The following is a 14,623-nucleotide window of genomic DNA, read 5'->3' as shown; positions in this document are numbered from 1 at the left end:
TTAAAGGAAACAGAAATGGCAAAAGGTAAATTTGAGCGGACGAAACCGCACGTAAACGTGGGAACGATTGGTCACGTTGACCATGGCAAGACCACCCTGACAGCGGCGATCACCACAGTACTGACCAAGAAATTTGGTGGAGAAGCGAGAGACTACTCCCAGATTGACAATGCGCCAGAAGAAAAGGCACGTGGTATTACCATCAATACCTCCCACGTAGAATACGAAACCGAAACACGTCACTACGCACACGTTGACTGTCCAGGCCACGCCGACTATGTCAAGAACATGATTACCGGTGCAGCCCAAATGGACGGCGCCATCCTGGTATGTTCCGCAGCTGACGGCCCAATGCCTCAGACTCGTGAACACATCCTGCTGGCTCGTCAAGTTGGCGTACCTTACATTGTTGTCTTCCTGAACAAGGCTGACATGGTGGACGACGCAGAACTGCTCGAACTCGTTGAAATGGAAGTTCGTGAGTTGTTGTCCAAATACGAATTCCCAGGTGATGACACCCCAATCGTCAAAGGCTCCGCTAAACTGGCCCTTGAAGGCGACCAATCCGAAATTGGCGAACCAGCTATCTTCCGTCTGGCAGAAGCCCTGGACAGCTACATCCCAACACCAGAGCGTGCAGTGGATGGTGCCTTCCTGATGCCAGTTGAAGACGTATTCTCCATCTCTGGTCGTGGTACCGTTGTGACCGGTCGTGTAGAACGCGGCATCGTCAAAGTAGGTGACGAAATTGAAATCGTTGGCCTCAAGCCAACCCTCAAGACCACCTGTACTGGTGTTGAAATGTTCCGCAAACTGCTCGATCAAGGTCAAGCAGGCGACAACGTAGGCGTATTGCTGCGTGGTACCAAGCGTGAAGAAGTTGAACGTGGTCAAGTGCTGTCCAAGACAGGTTCCATCAAGCCCCATACCAAGTTCACAGCTGAGATCTACGTATTGGGTAAAGATGAAGGTGGTCGTCATACCCCATTCTTCAACGGATACCGTCCACAATTCTACTTCCGTACTACCGACGTAACTGGCGCAGTTGAACTGCCTGCTGGTACCGAAATGGTAATGCCTGGTGACAACGTCTCCATCAGCGTAGCACTGATTGCACCAATCGCGATGGAAGAAGGTCTGCGCTTCGCGATTCGTGAAGGTGGCCGTACCGTTGGTGCCGGTGTCGTCGCTAAAGTTATTGAGTAATTAATACTCTTAAGTAAGCCGCAAACATTCGATGTTTGCGGCTTTTCGCTCTTTGAAAATATCGCTCTTTAAGGAAATAACATGGCAGCTCAAAAAATCCGTATCCGTCTCAAGGCATTTGATTATCGTTTGATCGATCAGTCTGCGCTTGAGATTGTCGAAACGGCTAAGCGTACTGGTGCAGTGGTAAAAGGACCTGTGCCTTTGCCAACTCGTATTGAGCGCTTTGATATTCTGCGTTCCCCACACGTTAACAAGACATCCCGCGATCAGTTCGAAATTCGTACTCATCAGCGATTGATGGATATTGTTGACCCAACTGACAAGACTGTTGATGCATTGATGAAGCTGGATCTGCCAGCTGGCGTTGATGTGGAAATCAAGCTGTAACTTGTGCTTTTGAATTGGGTCGGATATAATCCGACCCTTTCGCGTAACCGGGTCGGTCAATTGCAATCGACCTCTTTAATTATTATAAGGAAACGATCATGAGCTTAGGGCTTATTGGTCGCAAGGTGGGCATGACCCGCATTTTTACCGATGAAGGCGAAAGCGTTCCGGTAACAGTGCTGGAAGTCATCCCTAACCGTGTGACACAGATCAAGACTGCTGCAAGCGACGGCTATACTGGCCTTCAAGTTGCTTACGGTGAACGTCGTGCCAGCCGTGTTGGCAAGGCATTGGCAGGGCATTATGCCAAGGCCGGTGTTGCCGCAGGTTCTGGTATCAAAGAATTTTCTGTTTCTGATGATGTGTTGGCTAACTATGCTGTTGGCGGCCAAATTACAGTGGAACTTTTCCAGGCGGGTCAGTTGGTTGATGTGACTGGTACCTCTTTGGGTAAGGGTTTTGCTGGCGCCATCAAGAGACACAATTTTGCTTCCAATCGTGCTTCTCACGGTAACTCCAGATCACATAATGTGCCCGGTTCTATTGGTATGGCACAAGATCCTGGTCGCGTCTTCCCTGGCAAGCGCATGCCTGGTCATCTGGGTGCGGCAAAAACCACTGTGCAAAATCTGGAGATTGTGCGCGTGGATGCTGAGCGCAACCTGTTGTTGATCAAGGGTGCGGTTCCTGGCTCTAAAGGCGGCGATGTTGTCGTGCGCCCTAGTGTGAAGGTGAAAGCATAATGGAAATTAAATTAATCGATAAGAATGGCAAGGCAGCTAAGGCTGGTTTGACTGTTTCTGAAGCGACATTTGGTCGTGAATTCAATGAGGCGCTGGTGCACCAGGTTGTGGTGGCTTACCAGGCTAATGCGCGTACTGCTACTCGCGCACAATTGGGTCGTGGTAATGTTAGCCACACCACTCATAAGCCATGGAATCAAAAGGGTACAGGTCGTGCTCGTTCCGGTATGAGCTCAAGCCCGATTTGGCGTGGAGGTGGTCGTGCCTTCCCAAATAGTCCTGATGAGAATTTCAGCCACAAGATCAACCGTAAATCTTATCGTGCTGGTGTTCGTGCGATTCTGTCTGAGCTGGTTCGTCAGGAACGTTTGAGCGCTGTTGAGGAGTTTGTGGTTGATAGTCCTAAAACCAAGCAATTGGTAGAGAAGATCAAGAACTTTGGTTACACCGATGGTTTGTTGTTGTTGGTTGATAGTTTTGATGAAAATCTTTACTTGTCTGCCCGCAACTTGCCAAACGTCCTCGTGATCGAAGCTCAATATGTTGATCCTGTTAGTTTGGTACGTTTCCCTAACGTGCTGGCAACCAAGGGTGCGGTTCAGAAACTTGAGGAGATGCTGGCATGAGCGCGTTGACTACCCAAGAGCGTTTGCTGCAAGTCATTCTTGCACCGCAAATTACAGAAAAAGCAACTCGCATTGCTGACAAGAACCAGCAGATCGCTTTCCGTGTACGTACTGATGCAACCAAGCCAGAAATCAAGGCGGCCGTTGAATTGGTATTCAAGGTGGAAGTGGATGCTGTCACTGTTGTTAATGTTGGTGGCAAGGTAAAGCGTGCTGGCCGTACATCCGGTCGCCGCAAGGACTGGAAAAAGGCGTATGTGAGCCTGAAGCCAGGTCAAGAAATTAACTTCGCAGCGGGCGAATAGGAGAAATCATGGCACTGATTAAAGTCAAGCCTACTTCCCCAGGCCGGCGCGCCGTAGTCAAGGTGGTAACACCTGAGCTGCACAAGGGTAAGCCCTATGCGCCCCTGCTGGAGAAGCAGAGTAAGAATGCTGGTCGTAATAACAACGGCCGCATTACAACACGTCACCAAGGTGGTGGCCACAAGCAACATTACCGTCTGGTTGATTTCCGTCGCAATAAGGACGGAATCGTCGCCAAGGTCGAACGCTTGGAATACGATCCAAACCGTAGCGCGCATCTGGCGTTGCTTTGCTATACGGATGGTGAGCGTCGTTACATCATTGCTCCTCGTGGCGTAAGCGCAGGTGCTCAATTGATCAGCGGTTCTGATGCACCTATCCGTGCAGGTAACGCTTTGCCGCTGCGCAACATTCCTGTCGGTAGTACGATCCACTGCGTGGAATTGCAACCTGGCAAGGGTGCGCAGATTGCACGTTCTGCGGGTACTTCAGTTCAGCTGCTGGCTCGCGAAGGTAGTTATGCTCAGTTGCGCCTGCGTTCCGGTGAAGTTCGCCGTGTGCATGTTGATTGCAAGGCAACGATCGGCGAAGTTGGCAATGAAGAGCATTCACTGCGCTCTATCGGTAAAGCTGGTGCGATGCGTTGGCGCGGTGTTCGTCCTACCGTTCGTGGTGTGGTCATGAACCCGGTCGATCACCCGCACGGTGGTGGTGAAGGTAAGACCGCTGCTGGTATGAATCCAGTCAGTCCATGGGGTCTGCCGACCAAGGGTTATCGTACGCGTAGTAATAAGCGTACTGACAACATGCGTGTTAGCCGTCGTCCTGCGAATAAGAGGTAATCAATATGGCACGTTCAATTAAAAAAGGGCCATTTGTTGATGGCCATCTGGCGAAGAAGGTAGAAACTGCTGCTGCTAATCGCGACAGGAAACCAGTTAAGACCTGGTCTCGTCGTTCTACTATCTTGCCTGATTTCATCGGTTTGACCATTGCGGTTCACAACGGTAGGCAGCATGTACCGGTGTTGATTTCTGAAAACATGGTAGGTCACAAGCTCGGCGAATTTGCGCTGACCCGTACGTTTAAGGGTCATGCTGCCGACAAGAAGGCCAAGAGGTAGGAGATGACGATGGAAGTATCTGCAATATTAAGAGGTGTTCATCTGTCCCCACAAAAGGCTCGCTTGGTTGCTGACTTGATCCGCGGCAAGAAAGTTGACAATGCACTCAATATCTTGGCTTTTACACCTAAAAAAGGTGCTGAAATTATCAAGAAGGTAGTTGAGTCTGCAATTGCTAACGCAGAGCACAATGAAGGCGCAGATATTGACGAGTTGAAGGTGACTTCAATCTATGTCGACAAGGGTTTGGTGTTGAAGCGTATTCGCGCTCGTGCCAAGGGTCGCGCTGGGCGGATTATCAAACCGACTTGTCACATTACTGTGACAGTTGGTAACTAAAGGAATCGTTATGGGTCAGAAAATTCATCCGTTTGGTTTCCGTCTGAGCGTCCAGAAGAACTGGTCTTCTCGTTGGTATTCCAATAGCAGTAATTTCCCTGCGATGCTGAATAGCGATGTGAAAGTGCGTGAGTTCCTGAAAAAGAAACTTTCTCACGCTGCTGTAAGTAAGATTGTGATTGAGCGTCCTGCAAAGAATGCCAAGATCACTATTTACAGCGCACGTCCTGGCATTGTGATTGGCAAGAAAGGCGAAGATATCGAATCTTTGCGCTCTGGCCTGCAAGGCTTGATGGGTGTTCCTGTTCACTTGAACATCGAAGAAGTCCGCAAGCCTGAAATTGATGCGACACTGATTGCTGAGAGTATTGCTCAACAGCTTGAGAAGCGCGTGATGTTCCGTCGTGCAATGAAGCGTGCGATGCAAAACGCGATGCGTCTAGGTGCTCAAGGTATCAAGATCATGAGTTCGGGTCGTTTGAATGGTATCGAAATCGCACGTACCGAGTGGTATCGTGAAGGCCGTGTGCCTTTGCATACATTGCGTGCAGATATCGATTACGGTGTGGCAGAAGCGAAAACTACCTACGGTATCATCGGTATCAAGGTATGGGTATTCAAGGGCGAAGTGTTCGGTAACAAGCTCGAACAAACTGCTCAACCCGCTGAGCCAGAAAAGAAAGTAAGAAAGTCGGGGGCAAAAAATGCTGCAACCAGCTAGACAGAAATTCCGTAAGATGCAAAAAGGCCGTAACAAGGGCATCGCAACTACCGGTAACAAGGTAAGCTTTGGCGAGTTCGGTCTGAAGGCAATTGGTCGTGGTCGTCTGACTGCACGTCAAATTGAAGCGGCTCGTCGTGTGATGACCCGTCATATCAAGCGTGGTGGCCGAGTATGGATCCGCATCTTCCCAGATCAGCCGATTTCCAAGAAGCCAGCTGAAGTGCGTATGGGTAATGGTAAGGGTAGTACTGAGTACTACATTGCTCAGATCCAGCCTGGAAAGATGTTGTACGAAATGGACGGCGTCAGTGAAGAACTGGCGCGTGAAGCGTTCCGTCTGGCTGCTGCCAAGCTGCCAATCGAAACTACCTTCATTACGCGTCATATTGGGAGCTAGTCATGAAAGCATCCGAGTTGAGAAACAAGACTGTTGAAGAGCTGAATAATGAGCTGATTGAATTGCGCCGTGCGCAGTTCTCTCTGCGCATGCAACTTGCAACTCAACAGTTGAACAAAGTTGATCAGGTAGGCAAAGTGCGCCGTGATATTGCTCGCGTTCGCTCTGTGCTTGCTGAAAAAGCCAAAGCGGCTAATGCAAGTCAAGCTTAAGCGGAGTCATTATGAGCGAAAATCAAACAGAAAAACTGGTTCGCACTTTGAGTGGCCGTGTAGTAAGCGACAAGATGGACAAGACTGTTACTGTACTGGTCGAGCGTAAGGTGAAACATCCTTTGATCGGCAAGGTGGTGCGTCGTTCCAACAAGTTTCATGCACACGACGAAAACAATGAGTGCAAAGAAGGCGACCTGGTTGTGATCGAAGAAAGCCGTCCGCTTTCCAAGACCAAGACCTGGCGTGTTAGCAAGATTGTAGAAAAAGCACGTATTGTGTAAAAAATAATACTCTTCCACTTGTAATTATTTGGAAGGGTATTATATAATGTACGACCTTTTGGCGCCCGAACAAGCTGGCGCCCCAATACTGACCGTAGTGCTGTCAGCCGTTTTTGACAAGCGGCTGGTGTTGGTTTAACGGATTAAGTTGGAGATTATTCTCATGATTCAAATGCAGTCTAGGCTGGATGTTGCCGATAACACTGGTGCGCGCTCTGTAATGTGCATCAAGGTGTTGGGCGGCTCTAAGCGTCGTTATGCTGGTGTTGGTGACATCATCAAGGTCAGCGTCAAGGATGCCGCACCGCGTGGTCGCGTCAAGAAAGGCGATGTTTATAGCGCTGTGGTAGTTCGCACTGCTAAGGGTGTTCGTCGTCCGGACGGATCCTTGGTTAAGTTCGATAGCAACGCTGCCGTATTGTTAAATAATAAGCTGGAACCGATTGGTACCCGTATTTTTGGGCCAGTGACACGTGAGCTGCGTGGCGAACGTTTCATGAAGATCGTTTCTCTGGCACCCGAAGTTCTATAAGGAGTTGCTGGATGAGTAAGATTCGCAAGGGTGATGAAGTCATCCTGAATACAGGTAAGGATAAGGGCAGGCGTGGTACTGTGTTGCGCGTGCTTGAGTCTGGCCAGGTTCTGGTCGAGGGTATCAACATTGTGAAGAAGCATGCTAAGCCGAACCCGATGCGTGGTGTGGCTGGCGGCATCATCAGTAAGGAGATGCCTGTTGACATCTCTAATGTTGCTTTATTTAACCGTGCCACCCAGAAGGGTGATCGCGTTGGCTTCAAAACATTGGACGATGGTCGCAAAGTGCGCGTATTCAAGTCCAGTGGTGAAGTTGTGGACGCATAAGGGTAGATCATGGCTCGTTTAAAAGATTTTTATAAAGACACTGTGGTTAAGCAACTGGTAGAACAGTTTGGCTATAAATCCGTGATGGAAGTGCCTCGTATCGAAAAAATCACCGTGAATATGGGTGTCGGTGAGGCTGTTGCTGATAAGAAGGTGATGGAAAACGCAGTCGCTGACATGGAAAAAGTTACCGGTCAGAAGGCGGTCGTCACCAAGGCAAAGAAATCTATCGCTGGCTTCAAGATTCGTGATGGTTATCCGGTTGGTTGCAAAGTGACCCTGCGTCGTGAGCATATGTATGAATTCCTGGATCGCTTGATCACTGTGGCAATTCCTCGTATTCGTGACTTCCGTGGTATCTCTCCCAAGTCATTTGATGGTCGTGGTAACTACAATCTGGGTGTGCGTGAGCAGATTATTTTCCCGGAAGTTGAATACGACAAGATTGATGCGTTGCGCGGGATGAATATCACCATCACTACAACTGCAAAGACTGATGAAGAGGCGCGTGCGCTCCTCTCCGCATTCAGCTTCCCATTTAGGAACTAATCATGGCAAAAACCTGCATGATCGAACGCGAGCAAAAGCGTCGCGACACAGTTAAAAAATACGCAGCCAAGCGTGCAGAGCTGGAAGCGGTAGCGAATGATGTGAATGCATCAATTGAAGACCGTCGTGCTGCTCGAAACAAGCTGCAAAGTTTGCCACGTAATTCAAGCCCAGTTCGTTTGCGTAATCGTTGCGCACTGACTGGTCGCCCACGTGGTGTGTTTAGTAAGTTTGGTATTGCGCGCGGTAAATTGCGCGAGCTGATGATGCGTGGCGAAGTGCCAGGTGTCACTAAAGCTAGCTGGTAACGGAGGAATTTAGTATGAGTATGAGTGATCCGATTGCCGATATGCTGACCCGCATCCGCAATGCGCAAAGCACTAATAAGGCTTCTGTTTCCATGCCATCATCCAAGCTCAAGCGTGCTATCGCAATTGTGCTGAAGGATGAAGGGTATATTGACGATTTTGCTGTGCAAGATGTTGAAGGTAAGCCACAGTTGAATATCAGTCTCAAGTACTACGCTGGACGTCCTGTTATTGAAAAGATTGAGCGTGTGAGCCGCCCTGGCCTTCGTATCTATCGTGGCAATCAGGAAATTCCAGTAGTAATGAATGGTTTGGGTGTGACAATTGTTTCCACATCCAAAGGTGTAATGACTGATCGTAAAGCACGTGACGCCGGTATCGGTGGCGAAGTGCTGTGCGTAGTGGCTTAAGGGGAAAATAATGTCTCGTGTAGCTAAGAATCCAGTCGCTATCCCAGCCAAGGTTGAAGTGGTATTAAATGCCAGCAATATTGCAGTAAGCGGTCCGTTAGGTAAGCTGAACTTGCCACTGACTGGCGATGTTGCGATTGAGCGTGATGGTGACAATATTACATTCGCTGTTGCCCGTGATACACAACACGCCCGTGCTATGTCTGGCACTGTGCGCGCGTTAGTATCCAATATGGTAACTGGCGTTTCTCAGGGTTTTACCCGCAAGCTCACTTTGATTGGAGTGGGTTACAAGGCGCAGGCTCAAGGGAGTAACTTGAATCTGGACCTGGGTTTCTCCCATCCAGTGAATCACCCGATGCCTGAAGGCGTTACTGTGCAGACACCATCTCCTACGGAGATTGTCTTGACTGGTACCGACAAGCAAGTGGTGGGTCAGGTTGCCGCGCAGATTCGTGCATATCGTGCTCCAGAACCTTACAAGGGTAAGGGTGTACGTTATTCCGATGAAGTGGTGATTATCAAAGAAACCAAGAAGAAGTAAGGTTTAGCCATGAATAATGTGAATTCACGTCTGCGTCGCGCACGTAAAACTCGTGCCAAGATCGCCGAGTTGAACGTTGTCCGCTTAAGCGTGCATCGTAGCAATTGCCACATCTATGCTCAGATTATCGATGCTACAGGTGACAAGGTTCTTGCGAGTGCTTCTACACTTGAGGTTGAAGTGCGTAAAGATATCCAGAGCGGCGGTAATGTTGCTGCCGCTGTGATAGTCGGTAAGCGTATTGCGGAAAAGGCAAAGGCTGCAGGTGTTACTACCGTTGCATTTGATCGTTCCGGCTACAAGTACCATGGTCGTATCAAGGCGCTGGCTGATGCCGCGCGTGAAAACGGCCTGTCCTTCTAAAGACTGAGGTTGATGATGGCAAAAGTTGAAATTGAACAGCAGCAAACCGATGGTTTGCGCGAGAAAATGATCGGCGTCAACCGCGTCACCAAAGTGGTGAAGGGTGGCCGGATCATGAGTTTTGCCGCACTGTCAGTAGTAGGCGACGGTGATGGTGGTGTAGGTATGGGTAAAGGCAAGGCGCGTGAAGTGCCAGTTGCCGTACAAAAAGCGATGGATGAAGCTCGTCGTGGCATGATCAAGGTAAGCCTGAATAATGGCACCCTCTATCACGCTGTTACTGGTGTCCATGGCGCTGCCAAGGTATTTATCCAGCCAGCTTCTGAAGGTACCGGTATTATTGCCGGTGGTGCAATGCGCGCCATCTTCGAAGTCATGGGTGTGACCAACGTATTGGCGAAATGTATTGGTTCTACCAATCCATACAATGTGGTGCGTGCGACTCTGAATGGTTTGCAATCCATGAATACTCCAGCCGAAGTCGCAGCTAAGCGTGGCAAGAGCGTAGAAGAAATCAGAGGTTAATGATGGCTAACGCAAAAAAAGCAAATGACTTGATCAAGATTACCTTGGTCAAGAGCACTATCGGTAGAATCCAGTCTCACCGCGCATGCGTGGCAGGTCTCGGCCTGCGTCGCTTGAATCAGACTGTTGAAGTGCAAGACACTCCAGCAAATCGTGGCATGATCAATGCGGTGAACTATCTGTTAAAGGTAGAAGCATAATGAAACTGAACACTATCAAGCCTGCTGAAGGCGCGAAGCACGCCAAACGCCGTGTTGGCCGTGGTATTGGTTCTGGCCTTGGCAAGACCGCTGGTCGTGGTCACAAGGGTCAGAAGTCTCGTACTGGTGGTTTCCACAAGGTTGGTTTCGAAGGCGGTCAAATGCCTTTGCAACGTCGTTTGCCTAAACGTGGCTTCAAGTCTTTGACAAAAGCAGATACTGCCCATGTGCGTACTAGTGATTTGGGTCGCGTGGAAGCGGACGTGGTTGATTTGCTGGTGTTGAAGCAAGCCAACCTGATCTCTGCTACTGCTCGCTCGGTCAAGGTTTACCTGTCTGGCGATGTAACGCGTGCAGTAACCGTACAAGGCCTGCTCCTGAGCAAGGGTGCACGCGCTGCGGTTGAAGCAGCTGGCGGCAAGATTGTAGAGTAATTGATTCGTGGCTAACGATAGTATTTTTGGCGCAGTAGGAAAAATGAGCGAATTAAAAAACCGCTTGTTCTTCGTACTGGGCGCCTTGATCGTTTTCCGCCTTGGTGCGCATATTCCGGTTCCTGGTATTGATCCGGATGTGCTCGCCCGCCTGTTTGAGTCACAGAGTGGTGGCATTCTTGGTATGTTTAATATGTTCTCTGGCGGTGCCTTGGAACGTTTTACCATTTTTGCCTTGGGTATCATGCCGTATATTTCGGCTTCCATCATCATGCAGCTCCTGACCGTGGTTTCACCGCGTATGGAACAGCTGAAGAAAGAAGGCGAAAGTGGACGTCGTACGATTACCAAGTACACTCGGTATGGAACTGTATTTCTGGCAACCTTCCAGGCCCTGGGGATTGCAATTGCCCTTGAGGGTCAAGCTGGATTGGTGTTGGATCCAGGACTGATGTTCCGTTTTACCACTGTGATTACGCTGGTCGGTGGCACCATGTTCCTGATGTGGTTGGGTGAACAGATTACTGAGCGTGGTATTGGTAACGGTATATCTATCATTATCTTTGCCGGGATTGTTGCTGGCCTGCCGCATGCGATTGGAGGCACTCTGGAGTTGGCACGTACTGGTGCGTTCTCCATTCCATTGGTGTTGTTCCTGTTTGTGGCGGCGATTCTTGTCACTGCGTTTGTCGTGTTTGTTGAGCGTGGTCAGCGTAAAATTACGGTGAACTATGCAAAACGACAAGTGGGTCGCAAGGTGTTTGGCGGGCAAACAAGTCATTTACCTCTGAAGCTGAACATGGCAGGTGTGATTCCTCCTATTTTTGCTTCAAGTATCATCTTGTTTCCGGCAACCATGGCAGGATGGTTCGGTAGTCATGAAAGTATGTCCTGGCTGAAGGATATTGGTTCAACCTTGTCTCCAGGCCAACCGTTGTACATTATTTTCTTTGCTACAGCGATTATCTTCTTCTGTTTCTTCTATACGGCATTGGTATTCAATCCGAAAGAAACAGCGGACAACTTAAAGAAGAGTGGTGCATTTGTTCCTGGCATTCGTCCTGGTGAACAGACGGCACGATATATTGATCGCATTATGGGTCGCTTGACCCTGGCTGGTGCGCTTTATATCACTGCTGTATGTTTGCTACCCGAGTTCCTGATTTTGAAATTTAATGTTCCATTCTATTTTGGCGGTACTTCATTGTTGATTATTGTAGTTGTTACCATGGATTTCATGGCGCAAGTACAGTCACACTTGATGTCTCATCAATATGAAGGCCTGTTGAAAAAGGCCAACTTTAAGGGTAGTGCGGGTTTGCCGCGTTAATTTGTAGGTATGGCAAAGGAAGATCGTATCGAGATGCAGGGGGAGGTTCTTGAGAACCTTCCAAATGCTACCTTCAGGGTCAAGCTGGAAAATGGTCATGTTGTACTTGGCTATATTTCAGGCAAGATGCGCATGCACTATATTCGCATCCTGCCCGGTGACAAAGTCACTGTGGAAATGACCCCTTATGATTTATCGCGTGCGCGGATTATTTTCCGCGCCAAGTAAGATTTTAGCGAAGAGGTGAGAGATGAGAGTTCGTGCATCAGTGAAGACATTGTGCCGTAATTGCAAGGTGGTTCGCCGCCGTGGTGTCGTGCGTGTTATTTGTACTGACCCACGTCATAAGCAACGCCAAGGTTAATTTGGTACGTGGTTTAAGTGGGGCTGGTTTTAATCTATTTGTTAAAATCCAGTCAAGCTGTTAAAATTTTGGGCTTTTTTGGCGATTTGAAAACGATGCGCCATTATTTTGGAGTAGCTACATGGCTCGTATAGCAGGGGTAAACATCCCAAATCATAAACATACTGAAATCGCATTGACTTCGATTTACGGTGTGGGCCGTACTACGGCAAAACAAATTTGTCTGGCTGCAGGTGTATCCACGACAGCGAAGATCAAAGATCTGAATGACGCTGAAGTTGAGAAGCTGCGTGACGAAGTCGGTAAGCTGCAGGTGGAAGGTGATCTGCGCCGCGAGGTAACCATGAACATCAAGCGTTTGATGGACTTGGGTTGCTATCGTGGTATTCGTCATCGCCGCGGTCTGCCAGTTCGTGGTCAACGTACCAAGACCAATGCGCGCACTCGCAAGGGTCCAATCAAGCCTATCAAGGCATCCAAGTAAGGAATAGCAAATAATGGCTAAAGCTAACGTACGCGTACGCAAGAAAGTCAAAAAGAATATTGCCGAGGGCATCGCTCACGTGCATGCTTCTTTCAATAACACCATCATTACGATTACTGACCGCCAAGGCAATGCCTTGTCATGGGCAACTTCTGGTGGTGCTGGTTTCAAGGGCTCTCGGAAGAGTACTCCCTTTGCTGCTCAGGTTGCAGCTGAAGCTGCTGGTAAGGCGGCTCAGGAATGTGGCGTCAAGAATCTTGAAGTCCGCATCAAGGGACCAGGTCCTGGACGTGAGTCCGCAGTACGTGCATTGAATGCAGTGGGTTTCAAGATCACCAGTATTTCTGATGTGACTCCTGTACCGCACAACGGCTGCCGTCCACCTAAGAAGCGTCGTATCTAAAGTATTACTGAATGACGAGGTTCAGCCACGATGACTGGGTTGTCGTGGTTGATTTATTTAAAGAAATCGAGGACCGTAAGGATAGCTATGCAAAACAGTCCGACTGAATATTTGAAGCCACGTGTTGTTGACGTTGAAGTGATTTCACCCGTGCGAGCACGAGTAACTCTCGAACCGATGGAACGCGGATTTGGCTACACGCTGGGTAATGCCCTGCGTCGTGTACTGCTGTCTTCCATTCCTGGCTTTGCAATTACCGAAGTCAAGATTGATGGAGTGGTGCATGAGTACTCTACGCTTGATGGCGTGCAGGAAGACGTGGTGGATATCCTGCTGAACCTCAAGGGAGTGGCACTTAAGCTGAATAGCAAGAGTGAGACTACTCTCGTTCTGAACAAGACGGTTGAAGGTGTTGTGACTGCTGGTGATTTCGAGACTGGTCATGACGCAGAAATTGCGAATCCTGATCACGTCATTGCTCATCTGACCAAGGGTGGCAAGCTCAATCTTGAAGTCAAGGTCGAGATGGGACGTGGCTATCAGCCAGTGCCGCAACGTCAGAAGAGTGAAGATGAAGACCGTGTACTTGGTTTTATCCAGGTGGATGCTTCTTTCAGCCCGATCAGCAAGGTGAGCTACCAAGTTGAGAGTGCCCGTGTGGAGCAACGTACTGATCTGGATAAGCTGATCATGGATGTGGAAACCAACGGCGTGGTTGAACCTGAACAGGCGATTCGTGATGCAGCGCGCATCTTGATGGGCCAGTTATCGGTGTTCGCTGATCTGGAGGGTGCACCTTCAGAAGTGGAAGTGAAGCATGCACCACAGGTAGACCCGATTCTGTTGCGTCCTGTCGATGATCTTGAGTTGACTGTGCGTTCAGCAAACTGTCTGAAGGCAGAAAATATTTATTACATTGGTGACCTGATTCAGCGTACTGAAAATGAGCTGTTGAAAGCACCAAATCTGGGCCGTAAATCTTTGAATGAGATTAAGGATGTACTGGCCTCTAAGGGCCTGACATTAGGCATGAAACTGGAAAATTGGCCACCAGCGGGCCTGGAAAAGGTGTGAGGAAATCACTATGCGTCATCGCAACAGCAATCGTAAATTAAACCGCACCAGCAGCCATCGTCAGGCTATGCTGCGTAATATGGCTAACTCTTTGTTACGTCATGAAGTTATCAAGACAACTCTGCCAAAGGCTAAGGAACTGCGCCGTGTGGCTGAGCCATTGATTACCTTGGGTAAGGAAGCGACACTGGCTAACCGCCGTCTGGCTTTCAATCGCCTGCGTGATCGTGATGTTGTAGGTAAATTGTTCAGCGAACTGGGCCCTCGCTATCAGACACGCAATGGTGGTTACCTGCGTATCCTGAAGTGTGGTTTCCGTGTAGGTGACAATGCGCCAATGGCACTGGTTGAACTGGTGGATCGTCCTGAACTTGCTGTCGATGGTGAAGTTGCCGTTGCAGAGTAAGTCAGATTGATGCATTAAA

The 14,623-nt window shown here is 49.1% G+C and carries 29 protein-coding genes; all 29 read left to right on the top strand.

Annotated elements, in window-relative coordinates; all coding sequences use genetic code 11:
- Window positions 1-15 precede the first annotated feature (15 nt).
- Window positions 16-1,206, top strand: a complete 1,191-nt coding sequence (tuf, locus tag CHB59_RS08665) for an elongation factor Tu (protein WP_089375150.1) — start codon at window positions 16-18, stop codon at window positions 1,204-1,206.
- A gap of 81 nt (window positions 1,207-1,287) precedes the next feature.
- Window positions 1,288-1,596 carry a 30S ribosomal protein S10 gene (gene rpsJ, locus CHB59_RS08660; protein ID WP_011478646.1) on the top strand — a complete coding sequence of 103 codons (309 nt, stop codon included), beginning with the start codon at window positions 1,288-1,290 and terminating at the stop codon, window positions 1,594-1,596.
- Between the two features lie 98 nt (window positions 1,597-1,694).
- Window positions 1,695-2,339, top strand: coding sequence for a 50S ribosomal protein L3 (gene rplC / locus CHB59_RS08655; protein WP_089375823.1), 645 nt, complete (start codon window positions 1,695-1,697; stop codon window positions 2,337-2,339).
- Complete coding sequence (gene rplD / locus CHB59_RS08650; protein WP_089375822.1) at window positions 2,339-2,965, top strand: 50S ribosomal protein L4; 627 nt, start codon at window positions 2,339-2,341, stop codon at window positions 2,963-2,965. The genes rplC and rplD overlap by 1 nt, the downstream gene beginning before the upstream one ends.
- Window positions 2,962-3,270, top strand: a complete 309-nt coding sequence (gene rplW / locus CHB59_RS08645) for a 50S ribosomal protein L23 (protein WP_089375821.1) — start codon at window positions 2,962-2,964, stop codon at window positions 3,268-3,270. Before rplD ends, rplW begins: the two co-directional genes overlap by 4 nt.
- 8 nt (window positions 3,271-3,278) lie before the next feature.
- The gene (gene rplB, locus CHB59_RS08640) at window positions 3,279-4,112 is read left to right on the top strand and encodes a 50S ribosomal protein L2 (protein WP_089375820.1); all 834 of its coding nucleotides are present in this window, start codon (window positions 3,279-3,281) and stop codon (window positions 4,110-4,112) included.
- Between the two features lie 5 nt (window positions 4,113-4,117).
- The gene (rpsS, locus tag CHB59_RS08635; RefSeq protein WP_089375819.1) at window positions 4,118-4,393 is read left to right on the top strand and encodes a 30S ribosomal protein S19; all 276 of its coding nucleotides are present in this window, start codon (window positions 4,118-4,120) and stop codon (window positions 4,391-4,393) included.
- Window positions 4,394-4,402: 9 nt separating this feature from the next.
- On the top strand, window positions 4,403-4,732 hold the full coding sequence (gene rplV, locus CHB59_RS08630) for a 50S ribosomal protein L22 (RefSeq protein ID WP_025872347.1): 330 nt from the start codon (window positions 4,403-4,405) through the stop codon (window positions 4,730-4,732).
- A gap of 10 nt (window positions 4,733-4,742) precedes the next feature.
- The gene (gene rpsC / locus CHB59_RS08625; RefSeq protein WP_089375818.1) at window positions 4,743-5,453 is read left to right on the top strand and encodes a 30S ribosomal protein S3; all 711 of its coding nucleotides are present in this window, start codon (window positions 4,743-4,745) and stop codon (window positions 5,451-5,453) included.
- Window positions 5,437-5,853 carry a 50S ribosomal protein L16 gene (gene rplP / locus CHB59_RS08620; RefSeq protein WP_089375817.1) on the top strand — a complete coding sequence of 139 codons (417 nt, stop codon included), beginning with the start codon at window positions 5,437-5,439 and terminating at the stop codon, window positions 5,851-5,853. Before rpsC ends, rplP begins: the two co-directional genes overlap by 17 nt.
- A 2-nt stretch (window positions 5,854-5,855) precedes the next feature.
- Window positions 5,856-6,065 (top strand): 50S ribosomal protein L29, encoded by a 210-nt coding sequence (gene rpmC / locus CHB59_RS08615; RefSeq protein WP_011478655.1) that lies wholly within the window; start codon window positions 5,856-5,858, stop codon window positions 6,063-6,065.
- Between the two features lie 11 nt (window positions 6,066-6,076).
- Entirely contained in the window at window positions 6,077-6,349 is a 273-nt protein-coding gene (gene rpsQ, locus CHB59_RS08610) for a 30S ribosomal protein S17 (protein WP_025872351.1), read from the top strand.
- A gap of 163 nt (window positions 6,350-6,512) precedes the next feature.
- The gene (rplN, locus tag CHB59_RS08605) at window positions 6,513-6,881 is read left to right on the top strand and encodes a 50S ribosomal protein L14 (protein ID WP_089375816.1); all 369 of its coding nucleotides are present in this window, start codon (window positions 6,513-6,515) and stop codon (window positions 6,879-6,881) included.
- An 11-nt stretch (window positions 6,882-6,892) separates the two neighbouring features.
- Entirely contained in the window at window positions 6,893-7,210 is a 318-nt protein-coding gene (gene rplX, locus CHB59_RS08600) for a 50S ribosomal protein L24 (protein WP_089375815.1), read from the top strand.
- Window positions 7,211-7,219: 9 nt separating this feature from the next.
- On the top strand, window positions 7,220-7,759 hold the full coding sequence (rplE, locus tag CHB59_RS08595; RefSeq protein WP_089375814.1) for a 50S ribosomal protein L5: 540 nt from the start codon (window positions 7,220-7,222) through the stop codon (window positions 7,757-7,759).
- 2 nt (window positions 7,760-7,761) lie between these two features.
- Window positions 7,762-8,067: a 30S ribosomal protein S14 gene (gene rpsN / locus CHB59_RS08590; protein ID WP_089375813.1), complete on the top strand. Its 306-nt coding sequence runs from the start codon at window positions 7,762-7,764 to the stop codon at window positions 8,065-8,067.
- A gap of 14 nt (window positions 8,068-8,081) precedes the next feature.
- Window positions 8,082-8,477, top strand: a complete 396-nt coding sequence (gene rpsH, locus CHB59_RS08585; RefSeq protein ID WP_089375812.1) for a 30S ribosomal protein S8 — start codon at window positions 8,082-8,084, stop codon at window positions 8,475-8,477.
- A gap of 10 nt (window positions 8,478-8,487) precedes the next feature.
- Complete coding sequence (gene rplF, locus CHB59_RS08580; protein WP_089375811.1) at window positions 8,488-9,021, top strand: 50S ribosomal protein L6; 534 nt, start codon at window positions 8,488-8,490, stop codon at window positions 9,019-9,021.
- 9 nt (window positions 9,022-9,030) lie between these two features.
- Window positions 9,031-9,384: a 50S ribosomal protein L18 gene (gene rplR, locus CHB59_RS08575; RefSeq protein ID WP_089375810.1), complete on the top strand. Its 354-nt coding sequence runs from the start codon at window positions 9,031-9,033 to the stop codon at window positions 9,382-9,384.
- A gap of 15 nt (window positions 9,385-9,399) precedes the next feature.
- The gene (gene rpsE / locus CHB59_RS08570) at window positions 9,400-9,909 is read left to right on the top strand and encodes a 30S ribosomal protein S5 (protein ID WP_089375849.1); all 510 of its coding nucleotides are present in this window, start codon (window positions 9,400-9,402) and stop codon (window positions 9,907-9,909) included.
- Window positions 9,910-9,911: 2 nt separating this feature from the next.
- Entirely contained in the window at window positions 9,912-10,109 is a 198-nt protein-coding gene (gene rpmD, locus CHB59_RS08565; RefSeq protein WP_089375848.1) for a 50S ribosomal protein L30, read from the top strand.
- A complete protein-coding gene (gene rplO, locus CHB59_RS08560; RefSeq protein WP_089375809.1) occupies window positions 10,109-10,543 on the top strand; it encodes a 50S ribosomal protein L15 in 435 nt (144 codons plus the stop codon). The genes rpmD and rplO overlap by 1 nt, the downstream gene beginning before the upstream one ends.
- Window positions 10,544-10,586: 43 nt before the next feature.
- Window positions 10,587-11,873 carry a preprotein translocase subunit SecY gene (secY, locus tag CHB59_RS08555; protein ID WP_245835100.1) on the top strand — a complete coding sequence of 429 codons (1,287 nt, stop codon included), beginning with the start codon at window positions 10,587-10,589 and terminating at the stop codon, window positions 11,871-11,873.
- Between the two features lie 9 nt (window positions 11,874-11,882).
- Complete coding sequence (infA, locus tag CHB59_RS08550) at window positions 11,883-12,101, top strand: translation initiation factor IF-1 (RefSeq protein WP_011478668.1); 219 nt, start codon at window positions 11,883-11,885, stop codon at window positions 12,099-12,101.
- A 22-nt stretch (window positions 12,102-12,123) separates the two neighbouring features.
- Window positions 12,124-12,237, top strand: a complete 114-nt coding sequence (gene rpmJ / locus CHB59_RS08545; protein WP_011478669.1) for a 50S ribosomal protein L36 — start codon at window positions 12,124-12,126, stop codon at window positions 12,235-12,237.
- Window positions 12,238-12,358: 121 nt separating this feature from the next.
- Complete coding sequence (gene rpsM, locus CHB59_RS08540; RefSeq protein WP_089375807.1) at window positions 12,359-12,721, top strand: 30S ribosomal protein S13; 363 nt, start codon at window positions 12,359-12,361, stop codon at window positions 12,719-12,721.
- A gap of 13 nt (window positions 12,722-12,734) precedes the next feature.
- Complete coding sequence (gene rpsK, locus CHB59_RS08535; RefSeq protein WP_011478671.1) at window positions 12,735-13,124, top strand: 30S ribosomal protein S11; 390 nt, start codon at window positions 12,735-12,737, stop codon at window positions 13,122-13,124.
- A gap of 87 nt (window positions 13,125-13,211) precedes the next feature.
- The gene (locus CHB59_RS08530) at window positions 13,212-14,198 is read left to right on the top strand and encodes a DNA-directed RNA polymerase subunit alpha (protein ID WP_089375806.1); all 987 of its coding nucleotides are present in this window, start codon (window positions 13,212-13,214) and stop codon (window positions 14,196-14,198) included.
- Window positions 14,199-14,208: 10 nt separating this feature from the next.
- Window positions 14,209-14,604, top strand: coding sequence for a 50S ribosomal protein L17 (rplQ, locus tag CHB59_RS08525; RefSeq protein ID WP_089375805.1), 396 nt, complete (start codon window positions 14,209-14,211; stop codon window positions 14,602-14,604).
- Window positions 14,605-14,623: the final 19 nt, after the last annotated feature.

Source organism: Methylobacillus rhizosphaerae, from assembly GCF_900187985.1.
GTDB lineage: Bacteria > Pseudomonadota > Gammaproteobacteria > Burkholderiales > Methylophilaceae > Methylobacillus > Methylobacillus rhizosphaerae.
This window is presented reverse-complemented; position numbering and strand designations above follow the sequence as displayed.